This is a genomic window from Agreia pratensis (genome assembly GCF_900177685.1).
Lineage (GTDB): Bacteria > Actinomycetota > Actinomycetes > Actinomycetales > Microbacteriaceae > Agreia > Agreia pratensis.
On sequence record NZ_FXAY01000001.1, the window covers coordinates 623,070 to 646,038 of the forward strand.

19 protein-coding genes are annotated in these 22,969 nt (G+C 64.5%); 2 read left to right on the top strand and 17 right to left on the bottom strand.

Annotated elements, in window-relative coordinates; translation table 11 throughout:
- Positions 1 to 28: 28 nt before the first annotated feature.
- Together B9Y86_RS02940 and B9Y86_RS02945 are read right to left on the bottom strand one after the other, a co-directional pair.
- On the bottom strand, positions 29 to 1,051 hold the full coding sequence (locus B9Y86_RS02940; protein ID WP_078713245.1) for a 3-oxoacyl-ACP synthase III: 1,023 nt from the start codon (positions 1,049 to 1,051) through the stop codon (positions 29 to 31).
- A 189-nt stretch (positions 1,052 to 1,240) separates the two neighbouring features.
- Positions 1,241 to 2,101, bottom strand: coding sequence for an SDR family oxidoreductase (locus tag B9Y86_RS02945; RefSeq protein ID WP_085482764.1), 861 nt, complete (start codon positions 2,099 to 2,101; stop codon positions 1,241 to 1,243).
- An 89-nt stretch (positions 2,102 to 2,190) separates the two neighbouring features.
- Between B9Y86_RS02945 and B9Y86_RS02950 the strand changes: the two genes are divergently transcribed.
- The gene (locus B9Y86_RS02950) at positions 2,191 to 2,586 is read left to right on the top strand and encodes a winged helix-turn-helix transcriptional regulator (RefSeq protein ID WP_085483742.1); all 396 of its coding nucleotides are present in this window, start codon (positions 2,191 to 2,193) and stop codon (positions 2,584 to 2,586) included.
- 117 nt (positions 2,587 to 2,703) lie between these two features.
- Here the strand turns inward: B9Y86_RS02950 and B9Y86_RS02955 are convergent, their stop codons facing one another.
- Complete coding sequence (locus B9Y86_RS02955) at positions 2,704 to 4,194, bottom strand: MFS transporter (protein WP_244894604.1); 1,491 nt, start codon at positions 4,192 to 4,194, stop codon at positions 2,704 to 2,706.
- Between the two features lie 228 nt (positions 4,195 to 4,422).
- Between B9Y86_RS02955 and B9Y86_RS02960 the strand changes: the two genes are divergently transcribed.
- Positions 4,423 to 5,823 (top strand): dihydrolipoyl dehydrogenase family protein, encoded by a 1,401-nt coding sequence (locus tag B9Y86_RS02960; RefSeq protein ID WP_085482768.1) that lies wholly within the window; start codon positions 4,423 to 4,425, stop codon positions 5,821 to 5,823.
- A gap of 111 nt (positions 5,824 to 5,934) precedes the next feature.
- On the opposite strand, the gene nrdF is transcribed toward B9Y86_RS02960, so the two are convergent.
- The 14 genes from nrdF to B9Y86_RS03030 form a co-directional block, all read right to left on the bottom strand.
- Positions 5,935 to 6,909: a class 1b ribonucleoside-diphosphate reductase subunit beta gene (gene nrdF, locus B9Y86_RS02965; RefSeq protein ID WP_055924138.1), complete on the bottom strand. Its 975-nt coding sequence runs from the start codon at positions 6,907 to 6,909 to the stop codon at positions 5,935 to 5,937.
- A 54-nt stretch (positions 6,910 to 6,963) separates the two neighbouring features.
- Positions 6,964 to 9,069 (bottom strand): class 1b ribonucleoside-diphosphate reductase subunit alpha, encoded by a 2,106-nt coding sequence (gene nrdE / locus B9Y86_RS02970; RefSeq protein WP_085482770.1) that lies wholly within the window; start codon positions 9,067 to 9,069, stop codon positions 6,964 to 6,966.
- Positions 9,070 to 9,104: 35 nt separating this feature from the next.
- On the bottom strand, positions 9,105 to 9,515 hold the full coding sequence (nrdI, locus tag B9Y86_RS02975; protein ID WP_139824747.1) for a class Ib ribonucleoside-diphosphate reductase assembly flavoprotein NrdI: 411 nt from the start codon (positions 9,513 to 9,515) through the stop codon (positions 9,105 to 9,107).
- A gap of 43 nt (positions 9,516 to 9,558) precedes the next feature.
- Complete coding sequence (gene nrdH, locus B9Y86_RS02980) at positions 9,559 to 9,792, bottom strand: glutaredoxin-like protein NrdH (protein ID WP_044441583.1); 234 nt, start codon at positions 9,790 to 9,792, stop codon at positions 9,559 to 9,561.
- Positions 9,793 to 10,089: 297 nt separating this feature from the next.
- Positions 10,090 to 11,505, bottom strand: a complete 1,416-nt coding sequence (locus B9Y86_RS02985) for an APC family permease (RefSeq protein ID WP_085483746.1) — start codon at positions 11,503 to 11,505, stop codon at positions 10,090 to 10,092.
- A 73-nt stretch (positions 11,506 to 11,578) separates the two neighbouring features.
- Complete coding sequence (locus B9Y86_RS02990) at positions 11,579 to 12,607, bottom strand: methionine synthase (protein ID WP_085482772.1); 1,029 nt, start codon at positions 12,605 to 12,607, stop codon at positions 11,579 to 11,581.
- Complete coding sequence (locus tag B9Y86_RS02995; protein WP_085482774.1) at positions 12,604 to 13,614, bottom strand: putative oxygenase MesX; 1,011 nt, start codon at positions 13,612 to 13,614, stop codon at positions 12,604 to 12,606. Before B9Y86_RS02995 ends, B9Y86_RS02990 begins: the two co-directional genes overlap by 4 nt.
- A gap of 240 nt (positions 13,615 to 13,854) precedes the next feature.
- Positions 13,855 to 15,807 carry a prolyl oligopeptidase family serine peptidase gene (locus B9Y86_RS03000; protein WP_085482776.1) on the bottom strand — a complete coding sequence of 651 codons (1,953 nt, stop codon included), beginning with the start codon at positions 15,805 to 15,807 and terminating at the stop codon, positions 13,855 to 13,857.
- Positions 15,808 to 15,816: 9 nt separating this feature from the next.
- Positions 15,817 to 16,512: a DedA family protein gene (locus B9Y86_RS03005; RefSeq protein WP_085482778.1), complete on the bottom strand. Its 696-nt coding sequence runs from the start codon at positions 16,510 to 16,512 to the stop codon at positions 15,817 to 15,819.
- A gap of 116 nt (positions 16,513 to 16,628) precedes the next feature.
- Positions 16,629 to 17,798, bottom strand: a complete 1,170-nt coding sequence (locus B9Y86_RS03010; RefSeq protein WP_085482780.1) for a N(5)-(carboxyethyl)ornithine synthase — start codon at positions 17,796 to 17,798, stop codon at positions 16,629 to 16,631.
- Positions 17,799 to 17,935: 137 nt separating this feature from the next.
- Positions 17,936 to 18,172, bottom strand: a complete 237-nt coding sequence (locus B9Y86_RS03015) for a hypothetical protein (protein ID WP_085483748.1) — start codon at positions 18,170 to 18,172, stop codon at positions 17,936 to 17,938.
- A 186-nt stretch (positions 18,173 to 18,358) separates the two neighbouring features.
- A complete protein-coding gene (locus B9Y86_RS03020; RefSeq protein WP_085482782.1) occupies positions 18,359 to 19,516 on the bottom strand; it encodes a cystathionine gamma-synthase in 1,158 nt (385 codons plus the stop codon).
- A gap of 44 nt (positions 19,517 to 19,560) precedes the next feature.
- Complete coding sequence (locus tag B9Y86_RS03025) at positions 19,561 to 20,925, bottom strand: cystathionine beta-synthase (RefSeq protein WP_085482784.1); 1,365 nt, start codon at positions 20,923 to 20,925, stop codon at positions 19,561 to 19,563.
- Between the two features lie 51 nt (positions 20,926 to 20,976).
- A complete protein-coding gene (locus tag B9Y86_RS03030) occupies positions 20,977 to 22,884 on the bottom strand; it encodes an ABC transporter ATP-binding protein (RefSeq protein WP_085482786.1) in 1,908 nt (635 codons plus the stop codon).
- Positions 22,885 to 22,969 lie beyond the last annotated feature (85 nt).

Genomic DNA, 22,969 nt, shown 5'->3' on the forward strand with positions numbered 1-22,969 from the left:
GACCGGGGCAGGCGGGAGGAGCCGTGACTCACCAGGCGATCTCCATCATGGAGGTATTGAGACCCGAGCCGACGCCCATCAGCAGAACGCGGTTGCCCCGCACGAGCTTCGAGGCCTCTTGGGCGAGCGTGATCGGGATCGATGCAGGGCCGACGTTGCCCAGCAGTGGAAAGGTGACGGGAACGCGGGTGGCGTCGAGGTTCGCAGCCTTGACGATGGCGTTGGTGTGCACCGACGAGACCTGATGCATGATGTAGCGGTCCATGTGCGACCAGCTCCACTGGCGCTTCGCGTCTTTCCAGGCGCTGACCACGAGTTCCATGCCGCCCTTCAGCAACGCCTTCGCGTCGGTGAACATGCCGTCGACGCTGCCGACGCAGAGGTCGTTGAATTGGGTGGCCGCGCGGGTGATGCCGCCGAGCATGCGGTGGCCCTCGGGATGCAGATCGGCCCGGCCGATCACGGCCGCCGCGGCACCCGAGCCCAGCGTGAGGCTCGCGAACTCGCTCATGAAGTCTTTGCGCTTGATGCCCTCGCGGCCCAGGCGTTCGATGGTGTTGACCTGGATCTCGTCGGCGTCTTCGCCGTCGATGATCACGGCGTAGTCGATCTGGCCGGCGTCGATAAGCTGGCCGGCGAGCGCCATGCCGTTCACGAAGCCGAGGCAGGCGTTGGCGATGTCGAAGTTGGTGGCTGAGCTGGGCAGGCCCAGACCGTGGTGGATGCGCACGGCGACAGAGGGCTCGAGGTGCTTGCGGGTCACCGAGGTGTTGATGAGCAGGCCCACCTGGTCGGGGCGGATTCCCGCCTCGGCGAGCGCCTTCTTGCCCGCCTCGATGGCGGCGTCGTCGAAGGTCTGGCCCTCGCCCCAGTTGCGGCGCTCGTGCACGCCCGCGACGCGCTGCAGGAGTCCGGTCGGAAGCTTCAGGCGCTTGAGCGCGGGAGCGAGGCGACGATCGATCTCGGCTGATGTCGTGATTCGGGTCGCCATGGTGGTTGCGACCGACAGAAGTGCGACATTGCGGTGAGTCGTCGTAGCGTTTCCGTCCAACGGAGATTCCTATCGAGTTGTGTTCGTGGGGTGCGGCTCGCAAACTGAGCGATCGTCCACAGGAGAGTTTAGTTCCTCACAAGCTGGGGGTTGCCCTCCTTGACTCCTGCACCCCTGGCGCGGGTGTTCCCGCCGAGCGCGGCGACGGGGCCACGGCGCTCGGCGGGAACACCCGCGTTCGAGTCGGCTCTACTTGACGGCAGACGCGAGGGCTTCCGCGAGAGGGGTCGACTCGCGGCCAAGCAGGCGCTGCAGGTCGTCGGAGTCGGTGAACAGGTCGCCGCGCTTCGTTCCGACCTCGAGAGCGGTCACGAAGCCGGCCGTTCCCGCGTCGAGTCCGACGCTCTCGAGGATCGCCGTGTGCTCTTCGGGGGTCACATCGCGGTAGACGATGGTCGCACCCGTCGCCGCCGACAGGGCTGCCGCGAACTCGGTCATCGTGAAAGTGGGAGCGCCGCCCAGCTCATAGACCGCGTTCTCGTGGCCGGGCTGCACGAGGGCCGCTGCTGCTGCGGCTGCGAAGTCAGCGCGGGTCGCGGCCGAGATACGGCCGTCACCCGAGGCGCCGACGATCTCGCCCATGGCCTTGGACTGCTCGACCTGGCCGAGATAGTTCTCGATGTACCAGCCGTTGCGCAGAATGGTGAAGGCGACGCCGGATGCCCGCAGCGCCTCTTCGGTCGCCTTGTGCTCGGCGGCCAGAATCAGCTCGGAGGTGTCGGCGCGCAGCACGCTCGTGTAGACGATGCGCGAGACACCGGCGGCCTTGGCCGCGTCGATGACGTTGCTGTGCTGTGCGACGCGCTGGCCCACCTCGCTGCCGGAGACCAGCAGCAGAGCGTCGACGCCCGCGAGCGCCTCGGGGAGAGTGTCGGGAGCCGAGTAGTCGGCCGTGCGAACCTGCACGCCCTGCTCGGCGAGGTCGGCGACCTTCGAGGGGGTGCGAACGAGGGCGACGATGTCGCTCGGGGCGACTCCCGACTCGATGAGGCTGGCGACGGCGTGGCGGCCGAACGATCCTGATGCTCCGGTGACGGCGTATGTGGTCATGATTATCTCCTTTGTCGCGGGCTTTCATTCGTGTAGCACTAACTATTACACAGTACCCACGAATGCGCAGCACGGGCTACGATGAAGACATGACAGATCAGGAAACTCCGAGCAACGAGCTCGTGACCTCTGTCTTCGCGCGCGCCTGCATGTCACGCGCCGCCCTCGAAGACGTGTCGACGAAATGGTCGAGCCTCGCCCTCCTCGCGCTCGGCGAAGGCGACTTCCGCTTCAACGCGCTGCGCCGCAAGGTCGAGGGAGTCAGCGAGAAGATGCTCTCTCAGACGCTCCAGACGCTCGAGCGCGACGGAATGGTCACGCGCGAGGTGCACTCCACTATTCCGCCCCGCGTGGAGTACTCCCTCACTGCTCTCGGCACTGTCGTCGCGGAGAACCTGCGCAGCCTCGCCGACCTGCTCGAGGCATCCGCGCTCGAGATCGGCACGTCACGCGCCACCTACGACGAGGCCCGCTCGACCACCTGATCTCCTCGCGCTCTGCGCTGGTCGAGTAGCGAGGAACGAGCGTATCGAGACCCTCGCGAGTGATCTCGATACGCGCTGCTCCTTCGTCGCGAGCGCTACTCGATCAGCGCGAGCGGGTCAGTGCCCCGTGTTCGTGCGGCGCGGAAGCGCGAAGACCAGCAGGAACGCGAGCACCGCGAAGCCGAGTGAGACGACCATTGCGGCGGCCGCAGCATCTGTGAATCCGGTGGCCACGGCATCCGCTGTCTTGCCGCCGATCACCAGACTGCCGAAGAACACGCTGCCGATCACCGCGATGCCTACCGCGCTGCCGATGCGCTGAACCGCGCCGATCACACCACTGGCCGCGCCCGCCTCGCGCGGATCGACGGTCGCCACGATGAACTGTGCGTTCGGGGCGATGAAGAGCCCGTTGCCGAGGCCGGCGATGAGCAGCGGTGCGATGAGCAGCCAGTTGGTGAGATCGGCGGCGTTGGTGAGCAGCAGCACGAGCCACAGCCAGGCCAGGCCGACGACGACCAGCAGGGTGCCGATGATGAGCACGGTGCGGCCCAGGCGCTGGGTGAGCCTGTTGCTCTGCGAGCTGCCCACGATGCTTCCGATCGCGAAGGGAATCGACACGATGCCCGACTCCAGCGCCGTGTGGCCGAGGCCCGACTGCCAGAGGATCGAGATCGTGAAGAAGATGCTGGTGAACGCGGCGAAGTAGACGAGAGCGAGAATGACTCCCCCGGTGAAGGCCGGGTGTGAGAACAGCCGCGGCGGAACGAGCGGGCTGCGGCCTCGCTTCGTGTAAGCGACCTCCCACGCACCGAACGCGACCATGAGCAGAGCGCCCCCGACGAGCGACAGGATCGTCCAGAGTGGCCAGCCCGTGTCCTGTCCTTCGATCAGCGGAACGAGCAGCGCGATGAGGCTCGCCGACACCAGAACGAGGCCGATCCAGTCGAGTCCCGAACGGTCGGCGTGGCTCGCCTCCTCCTTGCTCTGCTTCGGCAACAGGATGGCCGCCGCCACGAGCGTCGCGATGCCGATGGGCAGGTTGACCCAGAAGACGAGCCTCCAGCCATCGGTCTCGCCGAAAGCCTGAATGAGCAAGCCTCCGATGATCGGGCCGAGGGCGGAGGAGACTCCGATGACAGCGCCCATGATGGCGAACGCCTTGCCGCGCACGCGACCGGGAAAGAGGAGCTGAATGAACGCGGTGACCGCGGGCACGAAGATGCCGCCGGCGAGGCCCTGCACAACGCGCGCGACGACGAGTTGCACGTCGTTCTGCGCGAGTCCGCAGAAGAAGCTGGCGATCGTGAACAGGGCGAGCCCGGTGAAGAAGACCCACTTGTGCCCGATGCGGTCGCCGACCCGGCCTGCCGGGATCAGAGCGAGACCGAACGCGAGCGCGTAGCCCGAGATGATCCACGAGAGCGTGCCCTCACTCGCATCGAGCGTGGTGCGGATCGTCGGCAGCGCCACGTTGACGATCGTGGTGTCGAGCAGCGCCATGAACATGCCGGCGAGCAGCACGATGAGCGCCTGCCAGGCTCGGCGCGAGACAACGGGCGCCGCGGAGGAGGAAGAGGGGTTATCGCCCCGGACAGTTTCAGCCACGAACGGGCCTTTCGGAATCAAAACCAGCCGCGCGACGCTGTCGCGCGAACGAAGCCCGGGTGCGGACAACTTCAGAATCATACGCTGGCCTTCGCCTCGCCGCGCCCCCATTGCGATTCTGTGCAGCCCTGGTTTGTCGGCGTTGCTATACGACGAGGCCAGCCCTCGGCTGCACCGTTTCGCGCGCAACCCCGCCGCGTTCGTGGTCGGCCGCGCTACTCTCCCACCATGACTGACTACAGGGATCACTACGATGTCGCCGTCATCGGCGCCGGCCCCGCAGGAACGGCCGCCGCGCTCCGGGCCGCCGAGCTCGGCGCGAGCGTCGTCGTTCTCGAGGCGGAGCGGGTCGGCGGCACCTGCGTGAACACGGGTTGCGTTCCCACCCGGGTGCTCGCCAAGACCGCGCGCCTCATCCGAGAGACGCGCAACGCCGACGTCTACGGAGTCGAAGTCGCGGCTCCCACGATCGACTGGGCGACGACGGTGGCACGAGTGCGCCAGCGAGTCGACAGGGTACGCTCCATCAAGCGCGAGGCCGAACGGTTCGCCGAGGCGGGCATCCATCTGATCCACGAGGGGCGGGCGCGCTTCGCCGACGATTCGACATTGGTGCTTGACAGCGGCCGTCGCATCACCGCCTCGTCGATCCTCATCTGTGTCGGCGGACACTCGAGGCGACTGCCGATCCCGGGCGCCGAGCTCGCCACGGTTCCCGAGCACGTTCTCGATCTGCCGTCACTCCCCCGTCGCGTCGCGGTCATCGGAGCGGGCAACACGGGCGCTCAATTGGTGACCGTGTTCAGTTCCTTCGGCTCCGAGGTCACCGTGCTCGACCTCGCGCCGCGGGTCTTGATGCCGTCCGACCCGTCGGTCTCCGAAGCCGTGGCATCCGCTTTCGTCGCGCAGCGAATCGATGTGCGCACGGGCATCGACGGCGTCGACAGCCTGGCCCGAGCATCCGACGGCGGCATCACGCTGACGTGGCGAGAGGCCGGCGCAGCGCGCTCGTCCGAGTTCGACGCCGTCATCATGGCGACCGGATGGCCTGCGGACGTCGAGGACCTCGGTCTCGAGAAGGCGGGCGTCGAGGTCGTGCGCTCGGCCATCCCGGCCGATGCGTACTTCCGCACGGCCGTGCCGCACATCTTCGCGGTCGGCGACGCGAACGGGCGGGACATGCTCGTGCAAGCTGCGCAGTTCGAGGGCGAGGCGGCGGCTGAGAACGCGGTGCTGGGCGCGAACCGTCGAACGCCGCATCATCTGCTGCCGGCGGGCGGCTTTACCGACCCTGACTACGCGGGCGTCGGACTCACCGAGCCGGAGGCCCGTGAGCGCGACATCACCTGCGTGGTCGCGACGGTACAGTTCTCGGCTGTCGACCGCGCCGTCATCGACGACCGCGAGACCGGCTTCCTGAAGCTCATCGCCGACCCTCGACGCGAACTGATCCTCGGCGCGCACGCGGTGGGCGAGAACGCAATCGAGGTCATCCAGTCGGTGACCACGGCGATGGCCGCCGGAGTCGACGTGTCGACGCTGGCGAACGTACGCTTCGCCTACCCCACCTATAGCGCGGTGATCGGCATGGCGGCGAGGGCGCTGCTGCGCCAAGCGCCGCCAGCATGAGCCAATTGGCGTGTACTCAAGCGGCGAGCGCGGGTATTCGCGCCGACCGCGGTGGCTTAGCCACGTCGGTCGGTGCGAACACCCGCGCTCGGCGTTGTTCGAGAAAGACTCTTAGAAGTCCCAGTCCTCGTCTTCGGTGACGACTGCCTTGCCGATGACGTACGACGAGCCCGAGCCCGAGAAGAAGTCGTGGTTCTCGTCTGCGTTCGGCGAGAGCGCCGACAGGATGGCCGGGTTCACGTCGGTGACCGTCTTCGGGAACATGGCCTCGTAGCCGAGGTTCATGAGCGCCTTGTTGGCGTTGTAGTGCAAAAACTTCTTGACGTCTTCGGTGAGACCGACCTCGTCGTAGAGGTCTTGCGTGTACTGAACCTCGTTGTCGTAGAGCTCGTAGAGCAGCGAGAACGTGTAGTCCTTGATCTCGTCGCGGCGCTCTTGGCTCACCGTTTCGAGTCCGCGCTGGAACTTGTAGCCGATGTAGTAGCCGTGCACGGCCTCGTCGCGAATGATGAGGCGGATCATGTCAGCCGTGTTCGTGAGCTTGGCGCGGCTCGACCAGTACATGGGCAGGTAGAAGCCCGAGTAGAACAGGAACGACTCGAGCAGGGTCGATGCGACCTTGCGCTTCAGGGGGTCGTCACCCGTGTAATAGTCCATGACGATCTGAGCCTTCTTCTGAAGGTTCTCGTTCTCGGTCGACCAGCGGAACGCCTCGTCGATGTCTTTGGTGTTCGAGAGCGTCGAGAAGATCGACGAGTAGCTCTTGGCGTGCACGCTCTCCATGAACGCGATGTTCGTGTAGACGGCCTCTTCGTGAGGCGTGATCGCGTCGGGGATGAGGCTGACCGCGCCCACTGTGCCCTGGATGGTGTCGAGCAGGGTGAGCCCGGTGAAGACGCGCATGGTGAGCTGCTGCTCTGCGGGCGTCAGCGTGTTCCACGACTGCACGTCGTTCGAGAGCGGAATCTTCTCGGGCAACCAGAAGTTGTTGACGAGTCGGTTCCACACCTCGACGTCTTTGTCGTCCTGGATTCTGTTCCAGTTGATCGCATTGACGTGCGACACGAGCTTGAGCTTCTCGACCATGACCTTATTTTCTTTCGTTGACTGAGCTTGTCGAACCAGAAGATGCCCTCTGCGCTAGAGAGCGCAAGAGACACATCCCTCGATCTCGGTGCCCTCGAGGGCCATCTGGCGAAGACGGATGTAGTAGATCGTCTTGATGCCCTTGCGCCATGCGTAGATCTGCGCCTTGTTGATGTCACGAGTGGTCGCCGTGTCCTTGAAGAACAGCGTCAGAGACAGGCCCTGGTCGACGTGCTGCGTTGCCGCGGCATAGGTGTCGATGATCTTCTCTGCGCCGATCTCGTACGAGTCCTGGTAGTACTCCAGGTTGTCGTTCGTCATGAACGGGGCCGGGAAGTAGACGCGGCCCAGCTTGCCTTCCTTGCGGATCTCGATCTTCGCCGCGATCGGGTGGATCGATGCCGTGGAGTTGTTGATGTACGAGATCGACCCGGTGGGCGGCACGGCCTGCAGGTTCTGGTTGTAGATGCCGTGCTCCATGACGGATGCCTTCAGCTGGTCCCAGTCGGCCTGCGTCGGGATGTGTACCCCGGCCGTGTCGAAGAGCTCGCGAACGCGGTCGGTGGCGGGCACCCACTCGGCGTCGGTGTACTTGTCGAAGAAGGTGCCGGATGCGTAGGTCGAGTCCTCGAAGCCCTCGAACTTGACGCCCCGCTCGATCGCGATCAGGTTCGAGGCACGCAGGGCGTGGAACAGAACCGTGTAGAAGTAGATGTTCGTGAAGTCGATGCCCTCTTCGGAGCCGTAGAAGATGCGCTCACGAGCGAGGTAGCCGTGCAGGTTCATCTGGCCCAGGCCGATGGCATGCGACTTGTCGTTGCCGTCTTCGATCGAGCGCACCGACGTGATGTGGCTCATGTCGCTGACCGCGGAGAGGCCCCGGATCGCCGTCTCGACCGTGAGGCCGAAGTCGGGCGCATCCATGGCCAGGGCGATGTTCATCGAGCCGAGGTTGCACGAGATGTCTTTGCCGATCTCCTTGTACGAAAGGTCTTCGTTATAGGTGGTCGGGGTGTTGACCTGCAGGATCTCGGAGCACAGGTTCGACATGTTGATGCGGCCCTTGATGGGGTTGGCCGCGTTCACCGTGTCTTCGAACATGATGTACGGGTAGCCCGACTCGAACTGGATCTCGGCGATCGTCTGGAAGAAGTCGCGGGCCTTGATCTTGGTCTTCTTGATGCGTGAGTCGTCGACCATCTCGTGGTACTTCTCGCTCACCGAGATGTCACCGAAGGGCACTCCGTAGACGCGCTCGACGTCGTACGGCGAGAACAGGTACATGTCCTCACCCTTCTTCGCGAGCTCGAAGGTGATGTCAGGAACAACGACACCGAGCGACAGCGTCTTGATGCGGATCTTCTCGTCGGCGTTCTCACGCTTGGTGTCGAGGAAGCGCATGATGTCGGGGTGGTGGGCGTGCAGGTAGACCGCGCCGGCACCCTGGCGGGCACCGAGCTGGTTGGCGTAGCTGAAGGAGTCTTCGAGCAGCTTCATCACGGGGATGATTCCTGAGGACTGGTTCTCGATCTGCTTGATCGGTGCGCCGGATTCGCGGATGTTCGAGAGCAGCAGCGCCACGCCGCCACCACGCTTGGAGAGCTGAAGGCTTGAGTTGATCGCGCGGGAGATCGACTCCATGTTGTCTTCGATACGCAGCAGGAAGCAGGAGACGAGCTCGCCGCGCTGCGCCTTGCCTGTATTGAGGAACGTGGGGGTGGCCGGCTGGAAGCGGCCGCCGAGGATCTCATTGACGAGGTTGATCGCGAGCTGCTCGTTGCCGCCGGCGAGGCCGAGGGCCGTCATCACGACGCGGTCTTCGAAGCGCTCGAGGTAGCGCTTTCCGTCGAACGTCTTCAGCGTGTACGAGGTGTAGTACTTGAACGCGCCGAGGAACGTGTCGAAGCGGAACTTCTTGGAGTAGGCGAGGTCGTTGAGCTTGGTGATGAACTCGAACGAGTACTGCTCGATGGTCGCGGCCTCGTAGTACTCCTTCTCGACGAGGTAGTCGAGGCGCTCGCGCAGCGAGTGGAAGAAGACCGTGTTCTGGTTGACGTGCTGCAGGAAGAACTCCCTGGCGGCCTCTTTGTCTTTGTCGAACTGGATCTCGCCGTTCGGGCCGTAGAGGTTCAGCATCGCGTTCAGCGAGTGGTAATCCATCTGCACCTGACCAGGGGTCTCGATGCGGTTGTGCTCTACTGCTGCTGTGGGGACGTCCAAAACGCTTCCAATCCATCGTGGACGGCGGTGACGTCGTCCGGGGTTCCGAATACTTCGAATTTGTAGAGGTGGGGAACTGCGCACTTGCGGGAGACGATGTCTCCCGCCTTGCAGAAGGCTTCCCCGAAGTTGGTGTTGCCCGCAGAGATCACTCCGCGGATCAGGGATCTGTTGTGCTCGTCATTGAGGAACGAGATCACCTGTTTGGGAACCGCCCCGCCCTCGGTGCCCCCACCGTAGGTGGGAAGCACGAGAACGTAGGGTTCGGTGGCCATCAGTCTCGGCTGCCATTTATGAAGAGGGATGCGATCGGCTGGCATCCCGAGCTTCTCAATGAAGCGGTGGGTGTTGCCCGACACAGACGAGAAGTAGACCAGGTTCGACAGGGTGGGGATCGTGTCGACCACCTCGGCGAGTGGCACGGGGAGACTAGCCGGCGAGACGGGCCAGCTCATCGATCTTGTCGGGGCGGAATCCCGACCAGTGGTCGTTGTCGGTGATGACGACAGGAGCCTGCAGGTAGCCGAGCTCCTTGACGGCGGCGAGAGCCTTCTCGTCGACAGACACATCGAAGATCTCGTACTCGAGGCCCTTGTTCTCGAGAGCGCGGTAGGTAGCCGTGCACTGCACGCAGGAGGGCTTCGTGTAAACCGTGATTGCCATGAAAATGCGCCTTTCAGACGAAGGAGATGGGTGGAATGTTCTGTATTGGTTTTGGTGCTGGCGAGGTGAATATCGGACCGTTCGGCCCCGTCACCGTGCCGGGAGTTCAATACTACATATAGGGATCGGCCTCTTCGAGTGCCACTAGATGAAGTGTTACACCCGTGTAATTCTCCACAACGAGTGCACATGGTTATCAACCGTTTGTCCACAAGAAAAATGCCTGAAATTCACGGGTGATCTCGACCGTTGTGGATAACTCGGCGCCGAAAAATCTTTCCAAAAAAGATGCGGCGTTCAGCGCCCTCGGCGTGTCGCGTCGGATGCCGTCGATCGCGACTTCGCAAGGCGACCGATAGCCCACAGAACGACTCCGACACCGAGCAGAACCCCGGCGATCTCGTACTGCTCGACAGGTCTGCCCGACGACCACGGCAGCACCAGGTACACGCACACGATCACTCCCAGCACGGGTAGCACGGTCGGCGTCGTGAAGTGCTCGTGGTCGACTTTCTCGCGCCGCAGCACGAGCACGCTCACATTGACCAGCGCGAAGACGGCGAGCAGCAGGAGCGAGGTCGTGCCGCCGAGGAGAATCACGAGCGGGTTCTTCGGATCGATAGATACGTAGGCCGTGAGCGCGAGCGCGATGCCCGTGGTGAAGAGGATCGCTGCGAACGGCGTCTGCCGCTTTGTGTGCACCTTCGACAGGAACGACGGAAGCACACCCCTCTTGCTCATGCCGTAGAGCAGCCTGCTCGCCATCATCATGTTGATCAGCGCGCTGTTGCCCACGGCGAACAGCGAGATGAAAGGAATCAGTGCTGAGATCGGAAAGTCGGGAGCTGCTGTCTGCACGACGGTGACCAGCGGGGTGTCATTGCCGGCCAGCTCGCCGACTGGCACCACGGCGACGGCGATGATCGCCACGGTCACATAGACGATCGCCGTAATGGTGAGCCCCGACAACAGCGCTCTCGGAAAGATACGGCTCGGGTTCTTGACCTCTTCGACCATGTTCACCGAGTCCTCGAACCCGACCATCGCGAAGAACGCCAGCGATGTCGCTGTGCTGATCGCCAGGAAGATGCTCTTGTCCTCCGGGGTGTCGAACGCGACCACTCTCGAGAAATCGGCGTCACCGCCGAAGATGGCGAAGCATCCGATGAGAATCACGAGCAGAAGCCCCGACAGCTCGACCAGGGTCAGCACCACGTTGAGCCCCACGCTCTCGGCCACGCCCCGCAGGTTCACGGCCATGATCAGCACCATGAAGAGCAGCGCGACGACCAACAGGATGCCGGGGTTCGTGCTGTCGAGACCGAAGCCGGTAGCGAAGTTGCTCGCGAACGCGCCGGATGCGGCCGAGGCGGAGGTGAGCCCCGAGCACATCACGGTGAAGCACACGATGAACGTCACAAAATGGATGCCGAAGGCCTTGTGCACGTAGAGCGCTGCTCCCGCGGCCTGCGGATACTTGCCCACCAACTCGAGGTAGGAGCACGCCGTGAGCAGAGCCACCCCGAAGGCGATGAGGAAGGGAATCCACGCGGCTCCCCCGACCTCGGCCGCCACCTGGCCTGTCAGGGCATAGATGCCGGTGCCGAGAATGTCTCCGACGATGAAGAGAAGCAGCAGCTTCGGCCCCATGACCCGCTTGAGCTCCGGCTGCTGCGCCTCGGTCGAATCATGTGCTTTCTCGTTGATCGTCATGATGTCTGTCGCCCCCTTGTGCGCCAAGCCTGCACCCGACATCGGCGCACGGTCTAGCCCTGGCGCTGCACAATTAAGACGACAGCTCACCCCGCAGGAGGCCCGCGCCCGCGCCCAAGGCGGCGAGCTTCGCGCGGGCAACGCTTCGAGGCAAGGGTGCCATCCCGCAGTTGGTAGAGGGGTACAGCTTGTCGGCATCGACGAACTCAAGAGCCCGCTGCAGGGTACGAGCGACCTCCTCGGGCGTCTCGATGGTGGCCGTCGCCACATCGATGGCTCCGACCATCACCTTCTTTCCCCGAAGGAGTTCGATCAGATCTATGGGCACATGCGAGTTGTGACACTCGAGCGAGACGATATCGATGTCCGACGCCTGCAGCTTGGGGAAGATCCCTTCGTATTCACGCCATTCGGCGCCCAGGGTCTCCTTCCAGTCGGTGTTGGCTTTGATGCCGTAGCCGTAGCAGACGTGCACCGCGGTCTCGCAGGTGAGCCCTTCGATCGCCTTCTCGAGAACGGCGACGCCCCAGTCGTTCACCTCGTCGAAGAAGACATTGAATGCGGGCTCATCGAATTGGATGATGTCGACGCCCGCAGCCTGCAGCTCCCTGGCCTCCTGATTGAGGATGGTCGCGAATTCCCACGCCAGCTTCTCGCGGCTCTTGTAGTGAGCGTCGTAGAGGGTGTCGACCATCGTCATCGGTCCGGGCAGAGCCCACTTGATGGGTTGATCGGTCTGGCCTCGAAGAAACCGGGCGTCGTCGACGAAGACCGGTTTCTCGCGGCTCACTGCGCCCACCACAGTCGGCACGGATGCGTCGTAGCGGTCGCGGATTCTGACCGTCTCCCGTTTCTCGAAATCCACCCCGCTGAGGTGCTCGATGAAGGTGGTGACGAAGTGCTGCCTGGTCTGCTCGCCATCGCTCACGATGTCGATGCCCGCCTGGCGCTGATCGTCGAGTGAGAGGCGAAGCGCATCGTGCGTGCCCTCCGTCAGCTCGTCACCGCTCAGCTTCCACGGTGACCAGAGCTTCTCGGGCTGTGCGAGCCACGAGGGCTTGGGCAGGCTTCCGGCAGTCGTGGTGGGAAGAAGATTGTTCACGACCGTGCTCCCTTCAGATCGGCAGACTGAACCGCGAATTCTGCTGACCAGTCTTCGAGCGTGGTCTTATAGGGCTTCATGAAATGCTCCTCGGCGAACCGGCCCTGCTCGATCGCAAGCCTGCTGCGCTCCTCCCTGTCGTAGACGATCGACGTCGTCGAGAAGCTGGGATTGGTCAGACTCGGCTGATACGTCTCCCCGGCTGCGGAGTGGGCGTTGTAGATCTCGGGTCGGTAGATCTTCTGAAAGGTCTCCATCGTGCTGATCGTCGCGGCCAGCTCGAGGTCTGTGTAATCGTGAAGCAGATCACCGAGGTGATAGAAGGCCAGAGGCGCCACGCTGTTGGGCGGCATGAAGAAGCGCACCCGCAACCCCATCTTCTCGAAGTAGGCATCCGTGAGCGAGTACGCGCTCTGTCGATATTCGACGCCCAGAATCGGATGCTGGTTGTCGGTGCGCGAGTAGGTCTTGCTGCTCGAGACGCTCAGGCAGATGACGGGCGCCTTTGTGAAGCGCTGCGAGTAGGCCTCGGAGTGCAGAAAGCTCTTGAACAGATTGCCGTGCAATTCTCCGAAACCGGGCGGCAGTCCATCGGCCGACGGATCTGCGCTGTGCGCGGGCAACACGATGCTGAAGTCGTAGTCCCGCACATACGACGAGAAGTTGTTGCCCACGATGCCTTCGATGCGTTCGCCGGAGAGTCGATCGACGATGGTGGTCTGCAGCACCTCGATCAGCGGCACAGCATCGCGAAGACCCTTGCCGTCGACATCGACGCTCACCGAGACGATGTCGAGTTCGACCGAGTATCGATCGCCGTCGTCACTGCCGCCGTGAACCAGCTCGTTGATGCGATCGTCGATCATCGTGAACGTGCTGCGCAGATTCTGCAGGCGGTTCTCGCCGCGGGCGAGGTTGGCGAAGTTCGTGGTGATGCGCGTGGTGCCGAGAGGGCGATAGTCCTCGTCGAAACGAGTGCTGTCGATCGAGAAGGCGAGCTGTGTCATCGACAGAACTCCGTTCGGGCGGGAACGACCTGTGCGCCCATGTGGCGAGCGTTCGTGATGGTGACCATGGCGGTGTGCTCCTCGAATAGGGAAGCCGCGATGGCGCGACTCCACGGATAGCGATGTCGCAGGCGTGTCCCTGATCGGGACGCGAGGCTTCGTTGTGCGCACTGCCCTAGCAGGCTACGACAGCGTTGCCCGATCGTGCGCCGAATGACCTCACGTTACGACGCCTCTATCTCAGTCTTCCAACGGCAACACCGGAACGTCGACCGGAACGAAGCCCATGACCTGTCCGTAGAACGAGAGCTCGGCCTCGGTGGCCGAGATGATCGTGGATGCGCGCCGGAACCCGTGCGACTCGCCCTCGTAGGCGAGATACGCGTGCCTCAGGCCCTTCGCCTGGAGCGCGTCCCTGAAACGCTCCGCCTGTGAGGGAGGAACGATCTTGTCGTCGAGTCCTTGCAGCAGCAGCACCGGGCACGACAGTCCGTCGACGTTGTTCAGCGGCGCCCGCTGTTCGTAGAGATCGGCCGCCTCAGGCAGCGGGCCGACCAGCCCGTCGAGGTAGCGCGACTCGAAGTCGTGCGTCTCTGCCGCGAACAGGGTGAGCTCGGCGACCCCGAAGTAGGAGGCGCCGCAGGCGAAGACGTCGGACTGCGTCAGCGAGGCCAGCACAGTCCACCCGCCCGCCGACCCACCGCGGATCGCCAACCGGTGGCCGTCGGCGATGCCTGCCTCTGCGAGCCCGCGTACGGCGGCGACCGTGTCGTCGACATCCACGATGCCCCACTGCCCGCGCAGGCGGTCGCGATACTCGCGGCCGTACCCTGTTGAGCCGCCGTAGTTGATGTCGACGACGCCGATGCCGCGCGACGTGAAGTAGGCGATCGTCGGGTTCACGGCGGGCACCGTGCGGCTGGTCGGGCCCCCGTGCACGAACGCCACGAACGGCGGCCGCTCGCCCGCCGGAGCCGCGAAGTCGGGGTTCGCCGGTTCGTACACGAAGGTGTGCACCGGCCGCTCTTCGGTTCCGAAGGTGCGGGCGACGGCCGTGGGCAGATACGCCCGATCGGGCAGATCGTCGACAGAAAGGCGGATGTCGGTGAGCGCGCGAGTCTGCAGGTCGAGCTCTCGGAGGCCCGACGCCAGAACAGCGCTGCCGCCCGTGACCAGGATGCGCTCACCGCGGCGGGCGCCGAACGAGATGGAGTCGATGTCGAGGGGCAGATCGGTGAGCTCGCCCGTTCGCACATCGAGGATCGCGGCCTGATCGGTGCCGAAGGTGCGCACCGTCAGCAGCCTGTCGGCGTCGAGCACGGTGTACCAGGTGGTGCCCAGCATCCAGAGCGCACCGCCGAAGTCGAACGACGCCGCGTGCAGAGGGCGCAGCTCTGCGCCCGCGACCTCGACGAGGTAGAGGTTCCACCAGCCCGTGCGGTCGCTGATCACGAAGAGTTCGTCGTCGCCTCGCCATTCCGGCTGCAGAACCGATTCGGTGGTGCTGCCCGCCAGGGTGCGCCAGTCGATCACGCGGCCGCCCTCGTCTATGGCCCCGACCCGCAGTTCCGTGCCGTCCCACGGCATCTGCGGATGCTCCCATGCGATCCACGCGAGCTTCGTGCCGTCGGGCGAGATGCGCGGCGACGCGAGAAAGTGCGAGCCAGAGACGATCGACCGGATGCGCCCCGCGTCGCTCGCCGCGCTGCCGTCGAGCGGAATGGCGACGATGTCGCGGGAGAGCCCGGAGTCGCTGTGCGTCTCGCGAACCGCGATGATCTCGGCCCCGCGCTGCTGAAGCTCCGCGAAACGCATGCCGAGCCCCTCCGGGGTCAGCGGGCTGGGCACGGCATCGACCGTGTCGACATCGAGCCGGTAGACGCGCTGATCGTCGAAGTTCGCGAAGACGAGAACCGGCGGGCCGTCGGCGAGGCCGGTCACGGTCCACGCTCCCCCGCCGTATTCGTGCACCCGGGTGCGGGCGTTGAAGGGAACCGGAAGCACGTCGACCGGCTCGCCGTCGGCACCGGCGCGACGAATCGAGAGACGGCCGCCCTCGGTGGGCCGCAGCTCTTGCCACCACACCTCGTCACCTGCATAGGCTCCGCCGCCGACCGGATGCCCTGAACCCGCAAGGGATTCAGCACTGATCGGCGAGGTCCATGTTCCGTAAGGAGCGATGCGAGAGGTCATGAATCCACGCTACAACGGGGCGCTGACAGCGAGATCGCCGACAGCTCTATCACCGGATGGCGCGGCCGGCAGAGCCACCGCCTCGGGCTCCCGCGCATCCCGTTTCAGGGTCGCCCGCCGGGCCGCCCGAGCCATCACGCGGTCGATGAGCAGCCCGAGCAGCACCGCGGAGACGGCGGCGATCAAGGCGGAGAGGAGTGGGTTGTCCTGGATCCACGTCGACGCGATGAGCGCGACGACGAACATGTACAGCGACCACGAGACGCCGGCCACGACGCTGAGCGGCACGAACGTGCGACGCGAGAGGCCGACGCTGCCCGCCGTGAGGTTCACGGCGATGCGGCCCACGGGAATGTACCGGCCCGTGATGATGAGACTCGCCGGCCGCACCCGCAGCTGTGTCGACGCGCCCGCGATGGCCGCCCGCATCGGGCGGCTGCGCATCCATCGGTATCTCGTGGCGCCCACCCGCCGGCCGATCGCGTACACGATATTGTCGCCGACGATCGCGCCCACCGCTGCGACGAGAACGAGCGGAACCAGCAGTGCCGGGGACCCCGCGACGGCGACCGCCACGGCTGCCACGAGCACGATGTCACTGGGTACGGGCGGGAAGAACGCGTCGAGCATGCAGACGGCGAAGACGACGAGAAGAACCCACGGCGACGAGACGGCTCCCACGAGGAGATCGGTGAGCTGTTCCATGGCGCCTTTCGGGATGACGTGTGGGCTATGTCTCCACCGTAGAAAAGGCGAGGGGAGGAGCACATCCACCCGGGGGACCACGCGCGTCGCACCCCGGTCTCATCGTCGACGCTAGGTTATGACTGCACCGCCGGATAGGGGTATTCGGTTGAACGTTTCTGGAATTCGAGGATCGCCTCGTTGCGCACGAGGCCTCCCTCGATCTCGATGGCACGCCGGATCGTCTCCGACTCGGCCCACGACGACGAGCCCTCCATCACCGTCCGAACGAAGGGCATCAGAGCCTCGCTGATCTCCCAGGTGGTCGAGTTCCACAGCAGCGACGGGCTGTGATCGACCGCGTAGTAGTTGGTCGAGTCTCCGACCGTGAACATCGGGTCGGCGAACGTCGTGGCTTTCGCCCATTCGAAGCCCATGCCCTCGTCGACCGACACGTCGACGATGAGGCTGCCTCCGCGGAACATGCTGAGGTCTTCGGTGCGCAGATAGGTGAGCGGCGCGTTCGGATCCTGCAGTGTGCAGTTGACGACGATGTCGTTCTCGGCGAGAAAAGGAGCGAGCAGCACCGGCCCCTCTTCCGTGTTGACCGTGCTCTCGAAGGGCGCGGAGTCGTTGTGCTCGAACTGGATGATGTCGACCGACGGAATCGGCGATCCCACGGCCGCGATCCCCCTGTTGGTCAGCACCCGCACATCGTGGATGCCGTGGGCGTTGAGCGCGGTGACGGCCCCGCGCGCGGTCGCGCCGAATCCGATCACCACCGCTGTGAGCCGGCGACCGTAGTCACCCGTCGAGCCGCACAGCTGCAGCGCGTGGATGACCGAGCAGTATCCGGCGAGCTCGTTGTTCTTGTGAAAGACGTGCAGCCCGAATCCGCCGTCTGCCTGCCAGTGGTTCATGGCCTCCCACGCGATGAGGGTGAGCCGCTTGTCGATGGCGAGCTGGGTGATGGCCCGGTCTTGAACGCAGTGCGGCCATCCCCACAGAACCTGGCCGTCGCGCAGGTCTTCGAGATCGGATGCTTGGGGCTTGGGCAGCAGCACCACGTCGGCCCGCTCGATGATCTCGTCGCGCGTGGCCATCGATCCGACGAGTGGCTCGAGTTCGGAGTCGTGGATGCCGAAGCGCAGGCCATAGCCGCGCTCCAGGAGCATGTTCGCCCGCAGATCTGCATCGATGCGCTCGAGGTGGGCGGGGTGGATGGGGAGGCGCCGTTCGTCGGCCTTGCGTGACGTGGCCATCACGCCGAGGCGCAGCAGGCCGGGCGTGGATGTCGTTTCGCTCATACCTGACCCTAGGGCACGCCTCCCCTCTACGCGGATGAGGAAAAAGCGGCGACACCCGGAGCTTGATGAGCTCGACACACGGAAAGCCCGAAATTCTTCCTCATCCGCGAAGGTGGCGGACCGGAGGGAAGGGGCTGTTATTCGGCAAAGTCTCCTGCCACGATGGCATCTGCGTAGGTGCGGATGTCCGGGCCGGGTTCGAAGTCGATAAACTTGTCCTTCAACGCTGAGAACAGATCAGCGTAGACCTCGTCCGACGAACGTCCTTCCGAAGACTTGGCCAGTTCGAGCACGGCATTGCGCAACACTCGATCGCTGTCTTCGAGGATCTTCGCGCGGGCTTCGTCGTTCCAGGAGATATCGCTTGGTTGCATGAGGGCGACGCTACGCCTCTCGCACACCTACGCGACTGGGGCTTGCGCTCCTGGGCGACATCGTCCAGCCATCGCGGATGAGGAAAAAACCGCGACACGCGGATGCTCCAGTGCACGACACACGGGGAACCCCAGTATTTCCTCATCCGCGAAGACGAAAGTGACGGCCCAAGGCCGAAGGGGCCCCTACTTCTTGGGCAGAGCCTGCTCGATGTCGGCGAGCAGGTCGTCTGCACCCTCGATGCCGACCGAGAGGCGAATGAGGTTCTCCGGCACCTCGAGCGCCGTTCCCTTGACCGAGGCGTGCGTCATCTCTGTGGGGTAGCCCACCAGCGACTCGACGCCGCCGAGCGATTCGGCGAGCGAGAAGAGCTTCGTCGATTCGGCAAACTTGCGGGCCGCCTTCGGACCGGCTTTGAAGGTGAGTGAGAGCATGCCGCCCGGGCGACGCATCTGCCGCTTGGCGAGCTCGTGGCCCGGGTGCGATTCGAGTCCCGGGTAGAACACCGTCTCGATGGCGGGGTGGCCCACGAGGTATTCCGCGATCTTCTGCGCGTTGTCGCTGTGTCGCTCCATGCGCACGGCGAGAGTCTTGATTCCTCGAACGGTGAGCCAGGCATCCATGGGGCCCGAGACAGCGCCGGCCGCGAACTGCTGAAAGCGCACCTTCTCGTGCAGCTCGTCATCGTCGAGAACGAGCCCGCCACCCAGCACATCGGAGTGGCCGCCGAGGTACTTGGTGGTCGAGTGCACGACGACATCGGCACCGAGAGCCAGCGGCTGCTGCAGATAGGGAGACGCGAAGGTGTTGTCGACCACCACGAGTGCACCGGCGGCATGGCCGATCTCGGCCAGCTCGGCGACATCGCTGACCTTCATGAGCGGGTTCGACGGGGTCTCGAGCCAGAGAACCTTCGTCTTGCCCGGAATGACCGCCTTGGCGACGGCCTGCAGATTCATCATCTCGACGGTGTCGTTCTCGACGCCCCAGCGACCGAAGATGCGGTTGATCAGACGGTGCGTGCCACCGTAGACGTCGTTGCCCAGCACAACGTGGTCGCCGGGTTCGAGCACGGCGCGCAGCAGCGCGTCTTCGGCGGCGAGGCCCGACGAGAACGACAGACCGTGCTTGGCTCCCTCGAGGGCGGCGAGAAGGGTCTCGAGCGACGAGCGAGTGGGGTTGCCGCCGCGCGCGTACTCATAGCCACCGCGAAAGCCGCCGATGCCGTCTTGCACGAAGGTCGACGTCTGGTAGATCGGAGGAATGATCGCACCGGTCGTCGGATCGAACTCCTGTCCGGCGTGAACGGCGACGGTCTCGAACTGCTGCTTTTTCTGGGGCATGTCTACTGTCAAGTCTCTTCGGGTGAGTTTTATTCGCCAGCGAACTATTCGCTGAGGAAGGTGAGGAGGTCGTGCCGGGTGATCACGGCCACGGGTTTGCCGTCGTCGGTCACGAGCAGAGCGCCCGCCTTGCCGAGAAAACGACGCGCCGACGCGACAGACTCATGGATGCCGATGAGCGGCAGAGGATCGCTGGCAAAGGCCCCGACATGGTCGGTCATCGAGGCCCGGCCCGAGAAGACCTCCTCGAGCAGGCTCTGCTCGTTGAGCGAACCCGTGACTTCACCCATCACGACCGGCGGCTCTGCCGACAGCACGGGCAGCTGCGAGACACCGTAGCTCGTCATGATCTGGATGGCGTCGCGCACGGTGTCGCTGGGGTGCGCGTGCACGAGCGCCGGCAGTCCGCCGGTCTTCGCCTTCAGGATGTCGCCGACCGTGGCCTCATCGGTGGCGTCTGCGAAACCGTAGCTGCGCATCCATTTGTCGTTGAAGATCTTGCCCAGATAGCCACGACCGCCGTCGGGGAGCAGAACGACGACGACGTCGTCTGGGCCGAGCTTCGCAGCCGCCTTGAGCGCAGCGGCGACGGCGAGACCCGACGATCCGCCGACGAGAAGGCCTTCCTCGCGAGCGAGCCGGCGGGTGAGCGCGAACGACTCGGCGTCGCTGGCGGCGATGATCTCGTCGACCACGCTGGCGTCGTAGGCCTCGGGCCAGAAGTCTTCTCCGACGCCCTCGACCAGGTAGGGGCGGCCCGTGCCGCCGGAGTAGACGGAGCCCTCTGGGTCGGCACCGATGATCGTGACGCCGCCGCCCGACACCTCTTTGAGGTAGCGTCCGACTCCCGAGATGGTGCCTCCGGTGCCCACTCCGGCGACGAAGTGCGTGATCTTGCCCTCGGTATCTGCCCAGATCTCGGGGCCGGTCGTCTCATAGTGGCTGAGCGGACCGTTCGGGTTGGAGTACTGATTCGGCTTGAACGCACCCGGAATCTCTCGAGCGAGCCGATCCGAGACCGAGTAGTAGGAGTTGGGGTCTTCGGGCGCGACAGACGTGGGCGTCACCACGATCTCTGCTCCGTAGGCGGTGAGCACGTTGCGCTTGTCTTCGCCGACCTTGTCGGGAAGCACGAACACGCATCGATAGCCACGCTGCTGCGCAACAAGAGCGAGGCCGATGCCGGTGTTGCCCGAGGTGGGTTCGACGATCGTGCCGCCCGGCTTCAGCTTGCCCTCGCGCTCGGCGGCGTCGATGATACGCGTCGCGATGCGGTCTTTCGACGAGCCTCCGGGGTTCAGATACTCGATCTTGGCGAGCACCGTCGCCTGGATTCCCTCGGTGACGCTGTTGAGCTTGACGAGGGGCGTGTTGCCCACCAGGTCGATGACGGTATTCGCGTATTTCACCCCTCGAAACTATCACCGACGTCCGACGGCCAAGCCCTCCGAAGATCGGAGCTACGTTGTTTCGCGCTGCTGCGAGTAGAGCGTCGAGTAGACCCCTTCGGCATCGATGAGTTCGGCGTGAGTTCCACGCTCGACCACCTCGCCGTTGTCGATCACGAAGATGACGTCGGCAGACAGCACCGTCGAGAGACGATGGGCGATCGCGATGGTCGTACGACCTCGGGATGCCGTGTCGAGCGCCGCCTGCACGACCCGTTCCGAGATGGTGTCGAGGGCGCTGGTGGCCTCGTCGAGAATGAGCACGGCGGGGTCTTTCAACAGCACGCGCGCGATCGCGATGCGCTGCTTCTCTCCGCCCGAGAGTCGATAGCCCCGCTCCCCCACCACCGTGTCGTAGCCGGCGGGAAAGCTCATGACGCGGTCGTGGATGTTCGCCTGACGCGCGGCCTCCTCGATCTCCGCCTGGGTGGCATCCGGCTTGGCGTAGCGCAGGTTGTCGGCGATCGTGGCATGAAAGAGGTAGGTCTCCTGGCTCACGATTCCGAGGTTCGCCACCAGCGAGTCCTGGCTGAGCTCGCGCACGTCTGTGCCGGCGAAGCGAACCGCGCCGTCGGTCGCCTCGTAGAAGCGCGGCACGAGATACGACACCGTCGTCTTGCCCGCGCCCGAGGGGCCGACGAAGGCGGCGAACTGCCCAGGCTCGATGACGAACGACACCCCGTTGAGCGTCGGACGAGAGTCGTCCTCGGCATCCGGATAGCGAAAGACGACGTCGTCGAACTCGACCCGGCCGAGGTGAGCCGTGTCGACCGAGCGCGCGTCGGGCGCGTCGGCGATAGCCGGCTTCAGATCGAGGTACTCGAAGATGCGGGCGAACAGAGCGCTCGAGGTCTGCAGGTCGAGGGCCACGCGCATGAGTCCGAGTAGAGGGAACAGAAGCCGCGCCTGCACCGTCGTGAACGCGACGATGGTTCCCGCCGTGATGTCGGGCGCACCGCCGACCAGCAGCCATCCGGCCACGAGGTACACGATGGCGGGGATCGCCGACAGGAAGATGTTGACCATGGCGAAGAACCACTGCCCGCTCATCTGCTGGCTGACCTGCAGCCGCACCTGCGTGGCGTTCTCATCGGCATAGCGGCCGATCTCGGTCTGCTGCCGGTTGAAGCTCTTCGAGAGCAGAATGCCCGACACGCTCAGGGTCTCTTGAGTGATCGCGGTCATATCCGAGAGCGATTCCTGGGTCTTCGTGGCGATGCGGGCCCGCACCTGGCCGACCCGACGCTGCGCGAGAACCAGGATGGGCATGAGCACGAGGGCCACGATCGTGAGCTGCCAGTTCAGCAGGATCATGGCCACGACCGCCGCGATGAGCGTCACGGTGTTGCCGAGGATCGACGAGATGGTGTTGGTCAGCACGCTGGCCACGCCGCCCACGTCGTTCTGTAATCGCGACTGGATGACGCCCGTCTTCGTCTTGGTGAAGAAGCTGAGCTCCATTGCCTCGAGGTGGGTGAAGAGCCGCACGCGAAGCGCGCCCATCACGCTGTTGCCGACCTTGGCGGTGAGGTAGGTCTGCCAGACGCTCAGCAGGCTCGACACGATGTAGATCACGATCATGAGAACCACGATCTCGATCAGCACCGGCAGGTTGGGGCCTTGGATGAGCGACCCCGCGTCGCCCGTATCACTCCCTGCGCCTGTCGCCGGATCGGCCGAAGGGAAGAGTCCGTCGTCGAAGGCCCGCTGCGTGAGAAGAGGTGGGATCACCGTGAGGCCGGCGCCGAGCAGCACAAGCACGATCGTGCCGATGATGGGCGTGCGATACGGGGAGAAGAGCGAGAGGATTCGGCTCAGAAGGTGGTCGATCTTCGGCGCACTCTTGTTCAGTTCTTTCTGCAGACCGACATCACCGGCGCTCACCCCGCCCCTGCGGCCGCCGGCCCCTCGCATACTCATCTGTTCAACCTACCCGCGCTTCAGACAGAAGAGTCCCGCTGGATGAGTAGCGAGGAACGAACGTATCGAGACCCGACGAGGGGCC

What these genes read in the sequence shown, in the direction of transcription:
- B9Y86_RS02945 (WP_085482764.1), bottom strand. Translation starts at nt 2,101, where the DNA reads ATGACCACATACGCCGTCACCGGAGCATCAGGATCGTTCGGCCGCCAC.
- B9Y86_RS02950 (WP_085483742.1), top strand. Translation starts at nt 2,191, where the DNA reads ATGACAGATCAGGAAACTCCGAGCAACGAGCTCGTGACCTCTGTCTTC.
- B9Y86_RS02960 (WP_085482768.1), top strand. Translation starts at nt 4,423, where the DNA reads ATGACTGACTACAGGGATCACTACGATGTCGCCGTCATCGGCGCCGGC.
- nrdF (WP_055924138.1), bottom strand. Translation starts at nt 6,909, where the DNA reads ATGGTCGAGAAGCTCAAGCTCGTGTCGCACGTCAATGCGATCAACTGG.
- nrdE (WP_085482770.1), bottom strand. Translation starts at nt 9,069, where the DNA reads ATGGATTACCACTCGCTGAACGCGATGCTGAACCTCTACGGCCCGAAC.
- nrdH (WP_044441583.1), bottom strand. Translation starts at nt 9,792, where the DNA reads ATGGCAATCACGGTTTACACGAAGCCCTCCTGCGTGCAGTGCACGGCT.
- B9Y86_RS02985 (WP_085483746.1), bottom strand. Translation starts at nt 11,505, where the DNA reads ATGACGATCAACGAGAAAGCACATGATTCGACCGAGGCGCAGCAGCCG.
- B9Y86_RS02995 (WP_085482774.1), bottom strand. Translation starts at nt 13,614, where the DNA reads ATGACACAGCTCGCCTTCTCGATCGACAGCACTCGTTTCGACGAGGAC.
- B9Y86_RS03000 (WP_085482776.1), bottom strand. Translation starts at nt 15,807, where the DNA reads ATGACCTCTCGCATCGCTCCTTACGGAACATGGACCTCGCCGATCAGT.
- B9Y86_RS03005 (WP_085482778.1), bottom strand. Translation starts at nt 16,512, where the DNA reads ATGGAACAGCTCACCGATCTCCTCGTGGGAGCCGTCTCGTCGCCGTGG.
- B9Y86_RS03010 (WP_085482780.1), bottom strand. Translation starts at nt 17,798, where the DNA reads ATGAGCGAAACGACATCCACGCCCGGCCTGCTGCGCCTCGGCGTGATG.
- B9Y86_RS03015 (WP_085483748.1), bottom strand. Translation starts at nt 18,172, where the DNA reads ATGCAACCAAGCGATATCTCCTGGAACGACGAAGCCCGCGCGAAGATC.
- B9Y86_RS03020 (WP_085482782.1), bottom strand. Translation starts at nt 19,516, where the DNA reads ATGCCCCAGAAAAAGCAGCAGTTCGAGACCGTCGCCGTTCACGCCGGA.
- B9Y86_RS03030 (WP_085482786.1), bottom strand. Translation starts at nt 22,884, where the DNA reads ATGAGTATGCGAGGGGCCGGCGGCCGCAGGGGCGGGGTGAGCGCCGGT.